The sequence below is a fragment of the Amnibacterium soli genome (assembly GCF_039544415.1).
Taxonomy (GTDB): domain Bacteria; phylum Actinomycetota; class Actinomycetes; order Actinomycetales; family Microbacteriaceae; genus Amnibacterium; species Amnibacterium soli.
This window is the reverse complement of sequence record NZ_BAABLP010000001.1, coordinates 682988-700315: the sequence shown is the minus strand read 5'-3', so window position 1 is coordinate 700315 and position 17328 is coordinate 682988. Positions and strand designations below refer to the sequence as shown.

General features: G+C 74.2%; 15 protein-coding genes. 4 read left to right on the top strand and 11 right to left on the bottom strand.

The features are described 5' to 3' along the window. Positions 1 to 2: 2 nt before the first annotated feature. From ABEA53_RS03440 to ABEA53_RS03430, 3 genes are all read right to left on the bottom strand, one after another. Positions 3 to 527, bottom strand: a complete 525-nt coding sequence (locus ABEA53_RS03440) for an MSMEG_0572/Sll0783 family nitrogen starvation response protein (protein ID WP_345479546.1) — start codon at positions 525 to 527, stop codon at positions 3 to 5. Positions 528 to 591: 64 nt separating this feature from the next. After that, positions 592 to 1413: an amidohydrolase family protein gene (locus ABEA53_RS03435; protein WP_345479545.1), complete on the bottom strand. Its 822-nt coding sequence runs from the start codon at positions 1411 to 1413 to the stop codon at positions 592 to 594. Between the two features lie 110 nt (positions 1414 to 1523). Then, positions 1524 to 2051, bottom strand: coding sequence for a TetR/AcrR family transcriptional regulator (locus tag ABEA53_RS03430; protein WP_425550586.1), 528 nt, complete (start codon positions 2049 to 2051; stop codon positions 1524 to 1526). Positions 2052 to 2257: 206 nt separating this feature from the next. On the opposite strand from ABEA53_RS03430, the gene ABEA53_RS03425 reads away from it, so the two are divergent. Beyond that, the gene (locus tag ABEA53_RS03425) at positions 2258 to 3538 is read left to right on the top strand and encodes an MFS transporter (protein WP_345479544.1); all 1281 of its coding nucleotides are present in this window, start codon (positions 2258 to 2260) and stop codon (positions 3536 to 3538) included. 154 nt (positions 3539 to 3692) lie between these two features. On the opposite strand, the gene ABEA53_RS03420 is transcribed toward ABEA53_RS03425, so the two are convergent. Continuing rightward, positions 3693 to 6980 (bottom strand): DEAD/DEAH box helicase, encoded by a 3288-nt coding sequence (locus tag ABEA53_RS03420; protein ID WP_345479543.1) that lies wholly within the window; start codon positions 6978 to 6980, stop codon positions 3693 to 3695. 111 nt (positions 6981 to 7091) lie between these two features. Then, entirely contained in the window at positions 7092 to 8156 is a 1065-nt protein-coding gene (locus ABEA53_RS03415; RefSeq protein WP_345479541.1) for an LLM class flavin-dependent oxidoreductase, read from the bottom strand. 77 nt (positions 8157 to 8233) lie between these two features. Here ABEA53_RS03415 and ABEA53_RS03410 point away from each other — a divergent pair, with 77 nt between their 5' ends. Continuing rightward, positions 8234 to 9007, top strand: a complete 774-nt coding sequence (locus ABEA53_RS03410) for a siderophore-interacting protein (protein ID WP_345479540.1) — start codon at positions 8234 to 8236, stop codon at positions 9005 to 9007. A gap of 351 nt (positions 9008 to 9358) precedes the next feature. On the opposite strand, the gene ABEA53_RS03405 is transcribed toward ABEA53_RS03410, so the two are convergent. Further along, entirely contained in the window at positions 9359 to 10330 is a 972-nt protein-coding gene (locus ABEA53_RS03405; protein WP_345479539.1) for an aldo/keto reductase, read from the bottom strand. A gap of 58 nt (positions 10331 to 10388) precedes the next feature. Then, a complete protein-coding gene (locus ABEA53_RS03400; RefSeq protein ID WP_345479538.1) occupies positions 10389 to 10808 on the bottom strand; it encodes a hypothetical protein in 420 nt (139 codons plus the stop codon). 99 nt (positions 10809 to 10907) lie between these two features. On the opposite strand from ABEA53_RS03400, the gene ABEA53_RS03395 reads away from it, so the two are divergent. Further along, positions 10908 to 11324, top strand: coding sequence for a transferase (locus tag ABEA53_RS03395; RefSeq protein ID WP_345479537.1), 417 nt, complete (start codon positions 10908 to 10910; stop codon positions 11322 to 11324). 143 nt (positions 11325 to 11467) lie between these two features. On the opposite strand, the gene rpsO is transcribed toward ABEA53_RS03395, so the two are convergent. Continuing rightward, positions 11468 to 11737: a 30S ribosomal protein S15 gene (gene rpsO, locus ABEA53_RS03390; protein ID WP_345479536.1), complete on the bottom strand. Its 270-nt coding sequence runs from the start codon at positions 11735 to 11737 to the stop codon at positions 11468 to 11470. Positions 11738 to 11957: 220 nt separating this feature from the next. On the opposite strand from rpsO, the gene ABEA53_RS03385 reads away from it, so the two are divergent. Further along, positions 11958 to 13133: a MarP family serine protease gene (locus ABEA53_RS03385; protein ID WP_345479534.1), complete on the top strand. Its 1176-nt coding sequence runs from the start codon at positions 11958 to 11960 to the stop codon at positions 13131 to 13133. A 13-nt stretch (positions 13134 to 13146) separates the two neighbouring features. Here the strand turns inward: ABEA53_RS03385 and ABEA53_RS03380 are convergent, their stop codons facing one another. From ABEA53_RS03380 to ABEA53_RS03370, 3 genes are all read right to left on the bottom strand, one after another. Next, a complete protein-coding gene (locus ABEA53_RS03380; protein WP_345479533.1) occupies positions 13147 to 15363 on the bottom strand; it encodes a HelD family protein in 2217 nt (738 codons plus the stop codon). A gap of 58 nt (positions 15364 to 15421) precedes the next feature. Further along, on the bottom strand, positions 15422 to 16618 hold the full coding sequence (locus ABEA53_RS03375; RefSeq protein WP_345479531.1) for a DUF4192 family protein: 1197 nt from the start codon (positions 16616 to 16618) through the stop codon (positions 15422 to 15424). A gap of 171 nt (positions 16619 to 16789) precedes the next feature. Next, the gene (locus tag ABEA53_RS03370; RefSeq protein ID WP_345479530.1) at positions 16790 to 17314 is read right to left on the bottom strand and encodes an adenine phosphoribosyltransferase; all 525 of its coding nucleotides are present in this window, start codon (positions 17312 to 17314) and stop codon (positions 16790 to 16792) included. Positions 17315 to 17328 lie beyond the last annotated feature (14 nt).

Genomic DNA, 17328 nt, shown 5'->3' with positions numbered 1-17328 from the left:
GGTCAGACCATGTAGGTCGAGTTGATGACGGCGCCCTTGTTCGCGAAGTAGATCAGGGCGTCCTGCACGTCGAGCGGGTGGCACGGGACCGTGCCCTCGATCAGGTCCTCCTCGCGCAGGCCGTGCAGCGACAGGCCGAAGCGGCAGACGAAGACCGTGCCGCCCTCCTTGATGAAGGTCTTGATCGTGTCGTTGATGTTCTGCTCGCCAGGGAACGCGGAGTCGCCCGGGGTCGGGAAGCCGCGGGCGGCGATCGCGTTCATCGCACCGGGGCCGTAGAAGTGCAGGACCGAGTCGAAGCCCTTGCGCAGCGCGCGCAGCGCCTGGAGGCACGCGACGAAGCTGACGCTCGACTCGTGGGCGATGCCGTGCACGAGCGTCAGGTACGACTGTCCGGGCTCGGCCTGGATGTCGGGGAAGATCTTCGTCGAGCCGTAGATCGACGTGCCCTGCGGCTGCGTCGGGTGCGGCACCTCGGCCTTCGAGGTCTCGATGTTGGCGAGGATCGTGTCGTCGAACAGGGCCATCGGGGTGCTCCTCAGCGTCGGGTGGTGCGGTCGGTGTGGGTCGGGCGGTCGTCGGGCCGGTCGGTCAGTAGAGGGCTTCGAAGTTCTCGCGCAGGAACAGGCGCCCCAGCTCGCCGTCCTTGACGGCGTCCTGCATGCGCGCGAGCTCGCCGGCGTGGTCGCCCCAGGGCAGGTCGGAGGCGAAGAGGATGCGGTCGTGGCCGATGCCGCGCCGCTCGATCTCGGCGACGAGCCAGACCGCGGCGAACCCGATCGCCCAGCTCGTGTCGCTGTAGACGCGCTTGCCGCGCTCGATCCAGTCGAAGAAGCGGCCGCCGATCAGCTTCATGTGGCCGCTCATGCCGCCGCCGAGGTGCACCAGGTGGATGCGCACGTCGTCGCCCCAGCGCTCGACGAGCTCGCCGATCCGGTCGACGTCGCTGGCGCCGCCCGGCGACGTGTGGACGTGGACCGTGAGGTCGTGCTCGCGCGCCGCGTCGAACATGCGCCCGAGCTGCTCGAGGCAGTCCGGGTCGTCCGCGGCGCCGCCGAGCAGGAAGCTCGTCTTCAGCGCGGCGACGCCCTCCTCACCCGCGAGGGCGAGTGCGGCGGTGTTCCGCTCCGCATCGCTCGGCTTGGGCGAGATCCACAGCCCGCAGCGCACGCGGTCGTCGGCCTGCGCCGCCTCCAGCGCCAGATGGTTCAGCTCGAACGCGACCTCGGGGATCGGCACCCCGTAGTTCGGCAGCACGAGCGTGCGCTCCGTGCCCTCCGCGTCGAGGTCGGCGAGGAAGCCCCTGACCGTCTCCCGCGCCGTGAGGTCGGCGCGGATCGCGGGGCCGCCGTAGAAGGGGTAGGCGGGCAGCGCACCGATGTGCCGATGCGCGTCGTGCACCCCCGCTGCCATGACTCCAGTGGACCGCGCGGCGGTTTCCCGATGGTTTCCCCCGGAATACCGTCCTGTTTCCCCACGCCGGAGGATGTTGCGGGCAGATCACGGGAGGCTCCGAGCCGCGCTCAGTCCGCGGCGCCTCCCCGGAACAGGCCGTCGCGCACGGTGCGCACCACCGCGTCGATCAGCGGCTCCCTGGCCGCCTCCGGCACCGAGCGCAGCGGCCCGTCGAGCAGCAGCAGCGCGAGGCCGTGCACCGACGCCCACGCCGTCACCTCCGCGCCGGGCCGGCGCTCCGCGCGCATCGCACCGTGCTCGACCGCGCGGTCGAGCACGTCGAGCAGGAGGCCGTAGGGGCCGAGGCCGCCGTCCTCCCCGCCGCGCCCCGGCTCGGGGTCCGTGTGCGCCGCGAAGGCCGTGCGGAAGAGCCCGGGCTCGCGGAGCGCGAAGTGCACGTAGGCCCGGCCGATCGCGTCGAGCTGCGCGCCGAGGTCGTCGGCGGCGCCGGCCGCGGCCTGCTCGCGCATGATCTCCGTCGCCACGAGGGTCAGGCAGTGCAAGCTCACCGCGGCCAGCAGGTCCTCCCGGTCGCTGAAGTGCCGGTACGCCGCGTTCGGCGAGACGCCGACCCGTCGCGTCGCCTCCCGCAGCACGACGGCGCCCGGGCCACCGGCCGCGGCGAGGCCCGTGCCCGCCTCGATGAGCGCGTTGCGCAGGTCGCCGTGCCGGTAGGTGGCGCGTCGCGGGCGCGATGTCGGAGGCGTCGTCCATGCTGCGAGCAGGTCCGTTGACAGCGTTCACATCGCCTGACAGGCTGGCCACAAGTGGACATCGTACACATCCCGAGGAGGCCGGTCGCATGAGCACCGTCGACGTCGGAGCGGGCTGGCGCCGCAACGCCGCGCTCTTCGTGACCGGGCAGACGGTGTCGCTGTTCGGCTCGATGATCGTCCAGTACGTGGTCATGTGGTACGTCACGCTGCAGACCCGCTCGGCGATCGCGGTGGCCCTCTACGCGGTCGCGGCCTTCCTGCCGCAGGGCGTGGTGTCGATCTTCGGCGGCACCTTCGCCGACCGCGTCAACCGCAAGGCGCTCATCATCGCCGCGGACACGAGCACCGCGCTCGCGACCCTCGGGCTGGCGTTCCTGATGATGAACGGCGTCACCGACCTCTGGGTGATCCTGGTGGCCTGCGCCGTCCGCTCCGTCGGGGCGGGGTTCCAGCAGCCGACCGTGCAGGCGGTGATCCCCCAGCTCGTGCCGCAGGAGCACCTGCTGCGGATCAACGGCCTCTTCCAGACCATCCAGTCCGGCCTCGCGCTGCTCGCGCCCGCCGTCGCCGGCGCGGTGTTCGGGGCGTTCGGCATCGTCCCCGCGTTCTTCATCGACGTGGTCACCGCCCTGCTCGGGGTCGGCGTGCTGCTGCTCGTGACGGTGCCGACGCTCGACGCGGTCGCGGGGAGGACGACCGGGTTCCGGGAGGACCTGGTCGAGGGCGCCCGGTTCATCCAGCACCACGCCTTCATCCGCTGGCTGATGGTGCTGTTCGCGGTGATCATCGTGCTCACCGGCTCGCCGAGCTTCGTGACGCCGCTGCTCATCACGCAGGAGTGGGGCGGCGAGGTGTGGCTGCTCACCGCGCTCGAGATCGCGTTCAGCGTCGGGATGCTGCTCGGCGGCGTCGCGGTCTCGACGCTGCTCGCGAAGCGCAGCCGCATCCGGCTGATCGTGCTGTCGTCGTTCGGCTTCGGCGTGTTCTCGCTCGGCCTCGGCCTCGCCCCGGAGCTCTGGGTCTTCTACGCGCTGATGTTCCTGTTCGGCGCGATGATCCCGATCTTCTCCGCGCCGTTCATGACGCTGCTGCAGGAGGCGGTCCCGCCCGAGATGCAGGGCCGCGTGTTCAGCTACGTCACGATCGTGATGGCGCTGTCCTTCCCGCTCGGCATGGTCGCGTTCGGGCCGATCGCGGACGCGCTCGGCGTGCGGGCGCTGCTCGTCGGCACCGGCGTGCTCGCGCTCGTCGTCACCGGCGTCGCGGTGCTCGTGCCGTCGGGCCGCAGCGCGATGCGCGCGGCCGCCGCGAGCACGCCCCCGGCCGAGGTCGCCGCGCAGGTCGAGGCGGAGGTCGACGCGGGCTGATCGGGCGCCGCGACGCCGACCACGCGTCCCTCCACGGGCGTCATCGGACGAGGCGGGCGCGCATGGACGCCCCGATCAGCCGGAAGCGCCTGGATCCCGTGCGGACCGGGCTCGCACCGCTTCCCGGGCGAGATCCGCCCGAGCGGGCGACGGGTCAGGCCAGCAGCTCGCGCACGTCCGCGGCGGTGAGGGAGGACGCCTCCATGGTGCCCTCGCCGTCCATGACCGCGTCGAAGAGCGCGCGCTTGGACTCCTTGAGCGCCATCACCTTCTCCTCGATGGTGTCCTTCGCGACGAGCCGGTAGACCATGACCTGGCGGGTCTGGCCGATGCGGTGGGCGCGGTCGACGGCCTGCGCCTCCGCTGCCGGGTTCCACCAGGGGTCGAGCAGGATGCAGTAGTCCGCCTCGGCGAGGTTCAGGCCGAACCCGCCCGCCTTCAGGGAGATCAGGAAGACGTCCGCCTCCCCCGACCGGAACCGGTCGATCGCCTCCCCGCGCCGCCGCGTGGAGCCGTCGAGGTACGCGTAGCCGATACCTGCGGTGTCGAGCCGGTCCTTCACCCGACCGAGCAGCCGGGTGAACTGGCTGAACACGAGGACGCGGTGGTGCTCCTCGAGCGCGTTCTCCAGCAGCTCGTCGAACAGGTCGAGCTTCGCCGAGGGCACGCCCTCGTTCGCCGCGTCGACGAGCGCGGCGTCGAGCGCCACCTGCCGCAGCGTCGTGAGCGCGCGGAAGATCGTGAAGCGGTTGCGGTCGAACTCGCCGATCAGGCCGAGCACCCGCTGGCGCTCCCGGTTCAGGTGCCGGTCGTAGACCGCGCGCTGCTTGCGGCCGAGCTCGACCTCGATGACCTGCTCGGTCTTCGGCGGCAGGTCGGAGGCGACGAGCTCCTTCGTGCGGCGCAGCAGGAGCGGGCGGATGCGCCGCTGCAGCTGCTGCAGCCGCTCGCGGTCCCCCTCCTTCTCGATCGGCTTCGCGTAGTGGTCCTGGAAGCCCGACGGCGACGGGAACAGGCCCGGCGCGGCGATCGACAGGATCGACCACAGCTCCATCAGGTCGTTCTCGAGCGGCGTGCCCGTGATCGCGAGCCGGAACGGCACGTCGATCGCGCGGATCCGCTGGTACGTCGTCGAGTGCCGGTTCTTCGCGAACTGCGCCTCGTCGAGCAGCATCCCCGCCCAGGTGATGCCCGTGTACGACGCGGTGTCGAGCCGGAGCAGGGCGTAGGAGGTCACCACGATGTCGGCGTCGCCGATCGTCTCGGTCAGCGGGGTGCCGCTCTTGCGCACCGTCTCGGTGATCGCCGCGACCTGCACGTCGGGCAGGAAGCGGTTCGACTCGGCGACCCAGTTCGGCACCACGGAGGTGGGGGCGACGACCAGGAAGCGCGGCCGCTCCTCGCCCCGCCCCTCGGCGATCTCGATGGCGCGGCCGATCATCGCGAGCGACTGGACCGTCTTGCCGAGGCCCATGTCGTCGGCGAGCACGCCGCCGAGCTTGTTGTCGTAGAGGAACGACAGCCAGTCGAAGCCCTCCTGCTGGTACGGCCGCAGCTCCGCCAGGAACCCGGGAGGCAGGGGCTGCGCCTCGAGGCGCCCGTCCTCGCCGAATCCGCCGGTCAGCTCGACCGCGCGGCGCCACGCCTCCGCCTGCTTGGCGACGATGCCGAGCGCGACGAGGTCCTCCCACAGGGAGCCCTGGAAGCGCGAGATCCGCAGGGGCGCGCGCGGGTCGTCCGTGAGCTCGCGGGCCTCCGCGATCAGCGACCGGAGGCGCTCGAACACCGGGTCGTCGAGCGGGAACCACACGCCGCCGGGCAGCACCATCGCGTCGTCGCCGCGGGCGAGCGCGAGGAACACCTCGGCGAGCGGGGCGACCTCGCCGCCGACCCGCACCTCGATGTCGAGGTCGAACCAGTCGCGGTTGCCCTCGATCGCCCGGGTGCCGATCGCGACGACCGGCGCCTCCTCCGCCGCCCGGTACTCGACGGGCTCGCCGTGCTCGACGACGGACACCCCGGGCACCGAGCGGACGGCGGGCAGCGCGTCCTGCGCGAAGGCGACCGCCGCCATGCCGTGCACGCCGAAGGTCTCCTTCAGCTCGCCGTGCGGGCCGATCAGCTCGGGGGTGCGGACGCTGTCGAGGCCCGCACCGCGCAGGGCGGTGACGATGCGCCGCTCCTGCAGCGGGTCGCGGATCGCGTCCTCCTCGCCGCCCAGGGTCAGCGGCGTCGCGTCGCCGGGCAGCGTGTACCGCCACGACCAGCGCCCGGTCACGCCGCCGGCGCCGTGCTCGACGACGAGCTCGAGCGCGGCGACCGGGCGCGCGGGCGGGGCGAAGCTGCCGTCGCGGCTGACGATCGGCAGCACGCTCGCCAGCCGGCGGTAGTGGTGCGCGAGGAAGTCGGGCTCCTCCTCCTCCGGCACCTCGATGGGCTCGGGGATGCGGAGGAAGGCGTGCGCGGCGGGCTGCAGCGGCTCGGCGAAGGGCGCCAGGGCCACGTGCGCGTCGGCGAGCGTGTCGCCGGGCTCCCACGTCGCGACGCCGATGCCCGGGTCGCCGATCAGCACGAACGGCGGCGCGATCGACGGCCCGGTCGCCGGGTCGCCCTGCGCGAGCAGCGGGGCGAGGGAGAGCCCGGTCGGCGTGCGGCGGAGGTCCGCGGCGGGCGTGACCGAGCCCTCACCGAGCAGCAGCGGGCTCTGGTCCTTGCCTCCGGTGATCAGGCCGATCCCGTGCTCCTCCGCGTCCTTCAGCAGCTGCCAGAGCGCGGTCGTGCGGGCGCCGTCGAGGTGCAGCCAGGTGTCGGGCACCGAGGAGGACGGCCCCGACGCGAGCAGCCGGTGCACCTCGCGCAGGATCCGGGTCTGGGCGTCGTCGTACTCGTGCACCGACCACTCGTTGGTGACCGTGCGCCACGAGACGCCGGTGCGGCGCCAGCGCCCGTTCGACCCGAGCAGCACGGGGCGCACGCCGACGGTGACGGGCCGCTCGCGCGGGGCGGTGCGGCGGGAGCCGGTCCACGGCTGCTCGGACTGCTGCAGCTCGAACACGAGGCCGAGCGTCGCGGTCGACTCGTCGGCGTCGAGCCCGTCGAGGATCGGGTCGAGCGTGCGCCGCCAGAGCGCGTCGGCGACGCTCGCCGCGGGAGCCGCAGGCGCCCCGCGACGGCCCTCGAGCAGCACCGCGCCGACGTGCTTGCAGTCGGAGCCGACCGGGCAGTCGCAGCGGCCGGAGATCGGCACCGGCCCGTCGGGGGTGGGGCGGAGGCGGACCCGAGCGGAGTAGCGGGCGTGCTCCGAGCCGCGCACCCGGCCGGTCAGGGTCGTGCGGTCCGTGCTCCAGCGCACGTCGGAGACGCGCCCCTCGCGCTGGTAGCTGTCCGCGCGGGCGAACCCGGCGGGGCCGGTGATGCGCGCGACGTCGAGATCCGAGTACACGGCCGATCCCCCTCCCCCGGTTCAGCGAACCATCGATTCTAGGCGCGGGCCCGCGACGGCCTGCGCCCGTGCGCCGCCCGAGGGCGGCGGACCGCTCCCCGAGGGTCCGGGTCAGGCCGCGGCGAGGACCCCCTGCGGCAGCCGCGCGGCCAGCAGCTCGAGCGTGCGCTCGCGGGCCGGTGCCCGGTCGATCGGCTCGGCCGCGGACGCGCCGGCCGACGGGCTGACCATGACCTCCTCGACGCCGAAGCGCTGCGCGAAGGCGGTGAGCCGGTCGGCGACGTCGCCCGCCTCGCCGATGAACCAGCGGGCGCTCATGCCGGCCACGAGGTCCTGCTGCGGCTCGGTGAGCCGGGCGGCCTCCGCGTCCTCGACGGTGTCGAGGGCGGTGAGCGGCGTGCCGGTGCGCAGCCGCGCCATGTGCTGCAGCTGCGGCAGGGCCAGGCGCTCCGCCTCCGCCGCGGTGTCCGCCGCGACGACGTTCGCGGTGAGGAACGTGCGGGGCGCGGACAGGTGCTCGGACGGCTGGAACTGCGAGCGGTACAGGTCGAGGGCGCGCTCGGTGCCCTCGCCGGAGAAGTGGTGCGCGAACACGTAGGGCAGACCGAGCTGCGCGGCGAGCGCCGCGGAGTAGTCGGACGAGCCGAGCAGCCAGAGGTCCGGCGTGCCCTGCGCCGCCGGGGTCGCGCGGACCGTGTACTGCTCGCCGGTGGCGAGGCGCAGGCCCGCGCCCTCCGCGCCGAGCAGCGCCTCGATGTCGCGGACGTGGTTGGGGAAGGCGTCGACGTCGCTCGTGTGCCCGCTCGAACGCAGCAGCGCGGTGATCACCGGGTCCGAGCCGGGCGCGCGGCCGATGCCGAGGTCGATGCGGCCGGGCGCCGCGGCCTCGAGGGCGGCGAACTGCTCGGCGATGACGAAGGGGGCGTGGTTCGGCAGCATGACGCCGCCCGAGCCGAGGCGGATGCGGCGGGTGCGGCCGGCGAGCACGCCGAGCAGCACGGGCGGGTTCGTCGAGGCAACCGACGGCATGTTGTGGTGCTCCGCCAGCCAGTAGCGGTGCAGGCCCAGCTCGTCCGCGCGCTGGGCGAGCGCCACGGAAGCCGCCACCGCGTCCGCGGAGGTCTGGCCCCGGCGGACGGGGACGAGGTCGAGCACCGACAGCGTGAGATCCGGCATGCAGGTGCCAACCCGGACCGCTCGGACGGCATTCCGCCCGCGCGGCGAGCGCCGACCGGTTCGGCAGAATCGGGTCCGTGCACACCTTCCCGCTGTCCTCGACGCCCCGCCTCCGCGACGCCGTCCGCCACGAGCTGCGCCGCCGCCGCGTCACGGTGCTCGCCCGGCAGGAGCTGCCCGCGTCGATGGTGCGGATCACGCTCGGCGGCGAGGACCTGCAGGGCTTCGCGAGCCTGGGCCCCGAGGACCACGTGAAGCTGTTCCTCCCGGGTCCGGACGGGGTGGTCGGCCGCGACTACACGCCGAGCGAGTACCGCCCGCTCGGCGCCTCCAGCGGACCCGAGCTCGACGTCGACTTCGTGGTGCACGGCACCGAGGGCCCCGCCTCGGCGTGGGCGTCGAGCGCCGCCGAGGGCGACGAGCTCGAGTTCGGCGGCCCCCGCGGTTCCCGCCTCGCGCCCATCGGGTTCCGCAGCGCGCTGCTCATCGCCGACCCCGCCGGGCTACCCGCCCTGCGCCGCTGGATCCGCGCGTTCGGCGGCGACCCGATCACCCGCGTCGTGCTGTTCGGCGGCGCGACCACCGACTACCTCGACGAGCAGGAGCGGGCCGCCGCCGTCGTGCAGGTGCAGGGCGAGCAGCACGACCTGCTGACGACGGTGCAGGCCCAGGACGTCGACCAGGACACGTTCGTCTGGTCCGCGGGCGAGGCGACCGCGCTCATCCCCGTGCGCCGGCACCTGAAGGCGCTGGGGCTGCCCCGCGAGAACCTCTCGCTGCACGGCTACTGGAAGCGCGGCGAGGCCGGCCTCGACCACCACGCACCCCTCGACCCCTCCGACCCCGACTGACCCGCACCTCTGCTCACGCTTCGTGCCGCCTCGAGGCCTCCCGCGCGGCACGAAGCGTGAGCAGAGACGCTCCGCTAGCGGATGGTGCTCGGGGCGTCGTCGTTCGGGTGGCGGCGCTCCAGCGCGCGGGCGGCGAGCAGCAGGGCGATCACGCCGAGCAGCGCCCGCACCGCCGCGAAGGCGAACACGGCGAAGGCGGCCGTCTCGCTGCCGACGGCGAGCAGCAGCCCCCCGAAGGCCGCGAGCGCCGCGTCGCCGACGAACGCGGCCTTGATCCAGAACAGCAGGCGCGACGCCGGGGTGATCCCGGACGGCCGCTCCGGAGGCGGGCGGTCGTCCGGGTCCCTCGGGTCAGAACCCGCTGGGGGCGTGCGGGACGTAGTCGGCCTCCAGGGCGTCGAGCTCCTCGTCCGACAGCTCCAGGGCGACCGCGGCGATCGCGTCGTCGAGGTGCTGCGGCTTGGTGGCTCCCACGATCGGCGCCGTGACGCCGGGCTGGGCGAGCACCCAGGCGAGCGCGACCTGGGCGCGGGAGACGCCGCGGTCCTCGGCGACGCGACCGACCGCGTCCACGATGCGATGGTCCCCCTCCTGCCCGAAGAGCGTCTTGCCGAAGGCGTCCGTCTCGCTGCGGGCGGTCGTCTCGTCCCACGGCCGGGTGAGCTTGCCGCGGGCGAGCGGCGACCACGGGATGACGCCGACGCCGCTGTCGAGGCAGTAGGGGATCATCTCCCGCTCCTCCTCGCGCTGCAGCAGCGAGTACTGGTCCTGCATCGACACGAAGCGGGTCAGCCCCTCGACGTCGGCGGTGTGCTGCATCTCGGCGAACTGCCACGTCCACATCGAGGAGGCGCCGATGTAGCGCGCCTTGCCGGCCTTCACGACGTCGTGCAGCGCGGCCATCGTCTCCGCGACCGGCACCTCCGGGTCGTAGCGGTGGATCTGGTACAGGTCGACGTAGTCGGTGCCGAGGCGCTGCAGGGACGCGTCGATCTGCGTCATGATCGCGCCGCGGGACAGCCCGCCGCCGTTCGGGCCGGGACCCATCCGGCCGTGCACCTTCGTGGCGATCACGACCTCCTCGCGCTGCGCGAACTCGCGCAGCAGGGTGCCGGTGATCTCCTCGCTGGAGCCGTCGGAGTAGACGTTCGCGGTGTCGAAGGTCGTGATGCCGGCCTCGACCGCGCGGCGGAAGAAGGGCCGCGCGTCGTCGAGCGGCAGGCTCCACTCGTGGTTGCCGCGGTCCGGGGCGCCGTAGCTCATGCAGCCGAGGATCACGCGGCTGACGGTCAGTCCGGCGTCGCCGAGACGGATGGTGTCCATGCCCCGATCCTCCGCCGCCGGCGCTGAGTGCGGGCCGCACCGGTGCGGAGGGGACGGGTCAGCGGGTCTCGCCCATCAGCAGGTCGACGCGGAGGCCCTGCCGGGTGCGGACCACCTCGACCGGGATGCGGGGCTTCCTGCCGGCGGTGTCGAGCCGGCTGAGCGTCTCGCTCACCACGCTCTCGAGCCCGCGCGGCACCCGGCCGACCGGGCCGACGATGCGGCCGTCGACGAACAGGCGGACGGGCATCGGCGCGTCCGTGCGCTCCTCCTCGTCCGTGCGGCGGGCGATCGCGGTCTCGACCTCCGCGGCCTGCACCACGTCGCGCAGCACGTCCTGATGCGGGTCGCTGCCGGCCAGGCGGATCGTCACCCGGCTGCTCGACGGCACGAGGTCGAACTTGTAGTCGTCGAGCGAACCGCGTCCCCGGTCCTCCTTCGGGTAGTCGGGGTCGCCCTGGCGGCGTCGGAAGAGCATGGCGTCATTCTGCCGTCCAGCCCCCTCTTGCCCGATTCTTAACCGGAAAGGGGGCGCGGTCGGGGAATGAACGGGGGCGCGTTCTACGTTGTGTAGATCATGCAGCGCAGGACACCGAGGATCGCAGAAGAGATCGAGGACGAGTTCGGCACCGTCACGCGGTACCGCCGCCACCCCAACGGCCGCGGCCTCGTCGCGACGGACGCCTCCGTCGACCCGACCGCCTTCATCGCCCCCACGGTCTACGTCGAGTCGGGCGCACGCGTGGGCCGTTCGGTCCGCATCGCCGCCGGGAGCTGGGTGGACCGCGAGGCCATCGTCGGCCCCCACGCGGAGATCGGCGCCGCGGTGCACGTCGGTGCGGCCGCCGTCGTCGGCGAGGGCGCGAGGGTCGGCAGCCACACGAAGATCGGCGCACGCGCCTCCATCGGCGCCGGCACGCGGGTGCCCGCCGACCAGAAGATCGACGACGACGCGGTGCTCCCGCAGCAGAGCGCCTTCAGCGCCGCCGCCTGATCCCGACGCGGCCCGAGGGCACCCCGCCTGCGGGCCGCTCCCCGTCCCGCTGGTCTCCGGGCGCTCGACGAGAGCGCCCCGCGCACGGAGAAGGGCCGTCCTCCACCAGGAGGACGGCCCTTCCGCACGTCAAGGCGAATCGCTCAGCGACGGAGCCCGAGGCGCTCGATCAGCGTGCGGTAGCGCGCGATGTCGACGTCCTGCAGGTACCCCAGCAGCCGGCGGCGCTGACCGACCAGCAGCAGGAGGCCGCGACGCGAGTGGTGGTCGTGCTTGTGCAGCTTGAGGTGCTCGGTCAGATCCTTGATGCGGGTCGACAGCATCGCGATCTGGACCTCGGGCGAGCCGGTGTCGCCCTCGTGCGTCGCGTACTCCGCGATGATCGCCTTCTTGACCTCTGCGTCCAACGCCATGGGGAACTCCTCTTCGCTCGCTGCGCGGTGTCGCGCGCAGGATGCGCACGACGCTCTGGGACCGCGGCCGGTTCACGGCGGCAGGCAGTCTAGCAAGCGCCGGGACGTCCGCCGGCTCGCAGGGGGCACTGAGCGGATCCTGAAGAGGCTCGGCGCTGCCGGCCGGGGTCCCGGCGGTCCCCTACGGTCGACATCTCACCACGGAGGGAGGGAGCCCCCAGTGTCCGTGATCCTCGACGTCGTGCTCGCGCTGGTGCTGCTCGGCTACCTCGTGCAGGGCTACCGCCTCGGCCTCGTCCGCAGCATCGGCGCCATCGCGGGCATCATCGCCGGCGGCATCGCCGCCGCCCTCCTCTCCCCGCTGATCGGGTCGCTCGTGCCCGACGAGACCGGCAAGGTGATCGCCACGATCGTCGCCGCCGTGGTCCTGGTGCTCCTCGGCCACGCCGTCGGCTCGGTCATCGGGGCGGCGATCGGCGGCGTCCTGCGCCGCAGCCCCCTCGGTCCCGTCGACCGCCTCCTCGGCGCCGCGGCGCAGCTCGTCGTCAGCGCGCTCGCGATCTCGATGATCGCGTCGCTCGCGGTGTCGCTCGGCGTGCCCTACGTGGCCCAGCCCGTCGCCTCCTCCGTCGTCCTGCGCACCATCGCGGGCGTCACACCGGCGCCGGTCGACCGCGCGCTCGCGCAGCTGCGCTCGACCGTGCTGTCGAGCGGCATCCCGCAGCTCGGGATCGCGCTCGGCACCGGTGGCGACACCACGGTGCCCGGCGTGCGCCAGACCGACGGCCTGCGGACCGCGGTGGAGTCGGTCGTGAAGATCACCGGGCGGGCGCCGGCCTGCAACCAGGAGCAGTCGGGCTCGGGGTTCGTGGTCGCCGGGAACCGGGTGCTGACGAACGCGCACGTCGTCACGGGCGTCACCGACCCGGTCGTCATCGCGCCGAACGGGCAGGCGCTCACCGGTCGCGTCACGTACTTCGACCCGAAGCGCGACCTCGCCGTCGTCGCGGTGCGCGGGCTCACCGCCCGGCCGCTGACGGTCGCCGCCTCCCCCGCCGTCGGCGACGAGGGCGTCGTGGCCGGCTACCCGTTCGGCGGCCCGTTCACCGAGGGCGGAGCGAAGGTCGTGCAGACCGGTGACGTGTCGGTGCCCGACGTCGTCGGGAAGGGCCGCACCACCCGCGCGATCGCCGCGCTCGCCGCGGACGTCGAGCAGGGCAACTCCGGCGGCCCGCTGCTCACGCCGAGCGGCCGGGTGATCGGCCTCGTCTTCGCGAAGAGCACGAGCCGGTCCGACCTCGGCTACGCGATGACCCCCGACGAGTTCGACGGGGTCGTCGACCGCGCGCCGTCGCTCTCGGGCGCCGTCTCGACCGGCCGCTGCAGCACCGACTGACGCCGCCGCCGCGTCACCGCGAGCCGGACGGCTCCCTGGTGGGCTCGACGACGACCAGTCGTCGGGTCGGGCGGGTGAGCGCGACGTAGAGGGAGCCGGCGCCGGCGTCGCGGGCGACCCCGTCGGGGTCGACGACGACCACGCTGTCGAACTCGAGGCCCTTCGCGGTCCAGGGGTCGAGCACCGACACGGGCGCGCCGAGGCCCTGGGCGCCGTACCCGACCGGCTCGCCGAGCCCGGATCGCAGGGCGTCGTGCAGCTCGCGCACGAGCGGCCCGGGCGAGATCACGGCCACCGAGCCCCGGTCGTCGCGCCGGCGGTCCGCCGCGACCGCGTCGAGCGTCGCGGCCACCACGCGGTCGGCGGGCACACGCAGCACCTCCGGCGCGTCCCCCTCCCGCACGGAGCGCGAGTGCGTGATCGGCAGCCCGTCGCGCAGGGCGCGGGTCTCGGCGAGCTCGGCGATCGCCTGCGGGGTGCGGTAGTTCACCGACAACCGCTCGAGGCGGAAGTCGTCGGTCAGCGCGCTCAGCGCCTGGGCCCAGTCGGCCGCGGGAGGCAGGGCGGCGGACTGGGCGAGGTCGCCCACGACGGTGAAGGAGCGCAGCGGCCCGCGGCGGCGGAGCAGCCGCCACTGCATCGGCGTCAGCTCCTGCGCCTCGTCGACGACGATGTGCCCGTAGGTCCAGGTGCGGTCCACCGCTGCGCGCTCGGCGGTCGAGAGCCGGGCGCCCTCCTCGGCGAAGCCGTCGGCCAGGGACTCGGCGCTGACGAGGCCCTCGACGCCCATGTTGGTGATCGCCGCCTCGGCGTTCTCGATGTCGCGGGCGCGCTGGGCCTCGCGGGCCTGGGCGCGCGCGTCGCCGGTGGTGTCCGTCTCGCCGAGCAGCTCGGCGGCCTCGTCGAGCAGCGGCACGTCGCCCACGGTGAACGGCGCCCGCCGGGGACGGGCCAGCAGCGCGCGGTCGGCACGGGAGAGCTCGGGCGCGGACCGGGCCAGGTACTCGGGCCGCGTGTAGAGGTCGCCGAGCAGCTTCTCCGGGGTCAGCGGCAGCCAGGCGGTGTTCAGCAGCACCTTGACGTCCTGCGCCGTGCGCAGGTCCTCGCGCAGCATGCGGCGGTCCTCGTCGTCGACCGTCGAGCCGCGGGCCGCGACGCGGTCGGCGAGCAGCGCCGTCAGCTCGCCGAGCGCCTCCTTGACGAAGGTCACCCGTGCGACGTTGTGCGGCTTGTGCGTGCCCTGCGCGCGCCGGATGGCCCGGTGGATCAGGGCGGGGTCGACGCGCAGCACGACCCCGTTCACGTCGACGTCGGTCGGCCGGTCCGGCGCCACCTGACGGGCGTGGACGGCGCGGCGGATCACCGACGCCATCACGGTGCGCCCCTTCACCGCGGCGACCGCGGACGGGTCGACGGCGCCGGCGTCCACGCCCGGGTACAGCTGGCCGAGCGTGCGCAGCACGACGCCGGTCTCGCCGAGGGACGGCAGCACCTGCTCGATGTACTCGAGGAAGCTCCGGGAGGGGCCGACGACGAGCACGCCGTTGCGGGCGAGCCGCTCCTTGTCGGCGTACAGGAGGTAGGCCGCGCGGTGCAGGGCCACCGCGGTCTTGCCGGTGCCGGGCCCGCCCTGCACGACGAGGACGCCGCGCGCCTGCGAGCGGATGATCCGGTCCTGCTCGGCCTGGATCGTGTTGACGATGTCGTGCATCCGGCCGGTGCGCTGCGCGGTCAGCGCCGCCATCAGCGCGGACTCGCCGGTCAGCGTCGCGTCCTCGGGCACGTCCTCGGTGTCGAACACCTCGTCCTCGAGGGCGGTCACGTCCCGGCCCCGGGTGGTCAGGTGCCGGCGGATCCGCACCCCGAGCGGCGTCGCGGCGGTCGCCTGGTAGAACGCGCTCGACTGGGGCGCGCGCCAGTCGAGCAGCAGCGGCTGCTGGTCGTCGTCGCGCAGGCCGATGCGGCCGATGTAGCGCTTGGACCCGTCCTCGGCCTGCAGCCGGCCGAAGACGAGGCGCTCGTCGACGTCGCGCAGCCGCCGCACCCGCTCCTCGAACAGCTGCGCCATCGCGTCCCGCTCGGTGCGCGCCTGGTGGGTGCCGGTGGCTCCGCCCCGGCGCACGCGCTCCAGCTCCGCCACCAGCTCGGCCCGCAGCACGTCGAGACGCGCGTACAGACCGGACACGTACCGCTGCTCCCGCGCGAGCTCCGCATCCGCGACATCGGTCATGCGCTGCACCTCCGTTTCGCGGCCATCCATCCTAGGGCGGAGGGGGACGGCGCCGTGCTCAGCCGGTCGCGGCCCCCTCCCCCGCGAGCAGCGACTCGAACGGGTCGCGCCGCTGCGGGCGGGCGCGGAACGCCCACTCGGGCAGCTCGTTCCGCTGCAGCTTGGCGAGCACCAGGGACGGAACGTCCCGCCCCGGCTGCGCGCGGAGCGCCCGCTGGGCGTACGCGCCGGCCGCGCTGCCGCCGCCCGAGGCCCAGTGCAGCCACGCCAGCATGCTCTCGAGCGGCGCCCGCTCCTCCTCCGGCACGTAGCGGGCGGTGTCGAGCAGCGCGGCGATCGCCGCGTCGAGCCGGTCGAGGTCGGGGCGACGGAACCGGCCGCCGGTGATCGCGGCGGTCAGCCGGTCGAGCGACGCCTCCCGGCCGTGCGGCGCGTTCACCGCGGTCCACAGCTCCATGCCGAGGTCCCGGCCCCAGGCGAGCTGCAGCAGCACGAGGTTCTCGAGCCCCTGGCGCTCCGCGAGCGCCAGCAGCAGGGCCCTGCAGGGGCACGGCGCCTCGACGTCGTCGTGCGGCTCGAGCACCGCCTCGACGAGGTCCACGACCTCCTCGACGTCCCGGCCCCAGCGGTAGCGCTCCATCGCGGGCTCCGCCTCCGCCGCCGGCCCGAACGCGCTGCCGGGCTCGCTCAGCCGGACCCCGTGCAGCACCCCGCCTGGGCCGTCGGCGCAGCGCCACCACAGCTGGTGCTGCGCGGCGAACGCGACCCGCTCCCGATAAGGGGCGGGCACGACGGGCTGCATGCCGCGGGCCCGCCGCGGCAGCGGCTCGGCGGGCTCGATGAGCGCCAGCGGGCGTCCGCCGCGGGGCAGCTCGGGGTCGTCGAGGGAGCCCCAGCCGTCGGCCGCCACGCAGAACCGGTCGAGCACCTCGAGCCCGCGGCGCTCCGCCTCCCGCGCCACCGCGCGGAGCTGCGCCGCCGCGGGCGGGCGGCCGCTCGGCGCGAAGGTCTCGGGGGTGTACACCGCGATCGCGACGCCGGTGACGCCGTCGACGCGGAGCACGGTCTGCAGCACGGCACCGGCCCACGCGGTCAGCTCGTCCGGGGCATCCGTGTGGCGGAGGTCGACCCGCATCGCCCCGTGCGTGCGCGATCGGGTGCCCTGCGAGCGCTTGAACAGGATCAGGACGAGGCTGTCCTCGGGCACCGCCCCGGCCAGCTCGGGCACGTGGCGCAGCAGGTCCTCCGGCGCCATGGCCCGCACGAGCGTCGGAGGCCGCTTCGGAAGCGGGGGTCGGGACCGTCTGCGGGAGCGCTGCTTCGACATGCGGGGCAGCCTGGCGAGCGGAGGCGCGTCGAACCGCCGGGAAGGGACGCGGGCAGGAGGAGCGGCGCGGATCGGGCTGAGGAGGAGCGGATCGACGGCTCAGACGGTGCGCACGGCGTGCACCTCGCGGCCCGAGAGCCGTGCGCGGCCGCCGAGGTCCGCGAGCTCGAGCACGACGCCGACGCCGGTCACGACCGCGCCCGCGCGCTCGAGCAGCGTGCAGGTCGCGTCGACGGTGCCGCCGGTGGCGAGCACGTCGTCGAGCACCAGCACCCGCGTGCCCGGGGCGAGCTGGCCGGCCCGGATCTCCAGCGCGGCGACGCCGTACTCGAGCTCGTAGTGCTCGACGAGGGTGTTCGGCGGCAGCTTGCCCGCCTTGCGGACGGCGACCACGCCCGTGCCGGCGGCGTAGGCCGCAGCGGCGCCGAGGAGGAAGCCGCGCGCCTCGATGCCGGCGACGAGGTCGAACCGGCCCGCGAAGGCGGCGACGAGCTCGTCGGTGATGGTGCGCAGCCCGTCCGCATCCGCCAGCGTCGGCGTCAGGTCGCGGAACAGCACCCCGGGCTCGGGGAAGTCGGGGACCTCGAGGGTCAGCCGGTCGACGAGCTCCGCAGCGGTGGGCACGGCGGACGAACCTA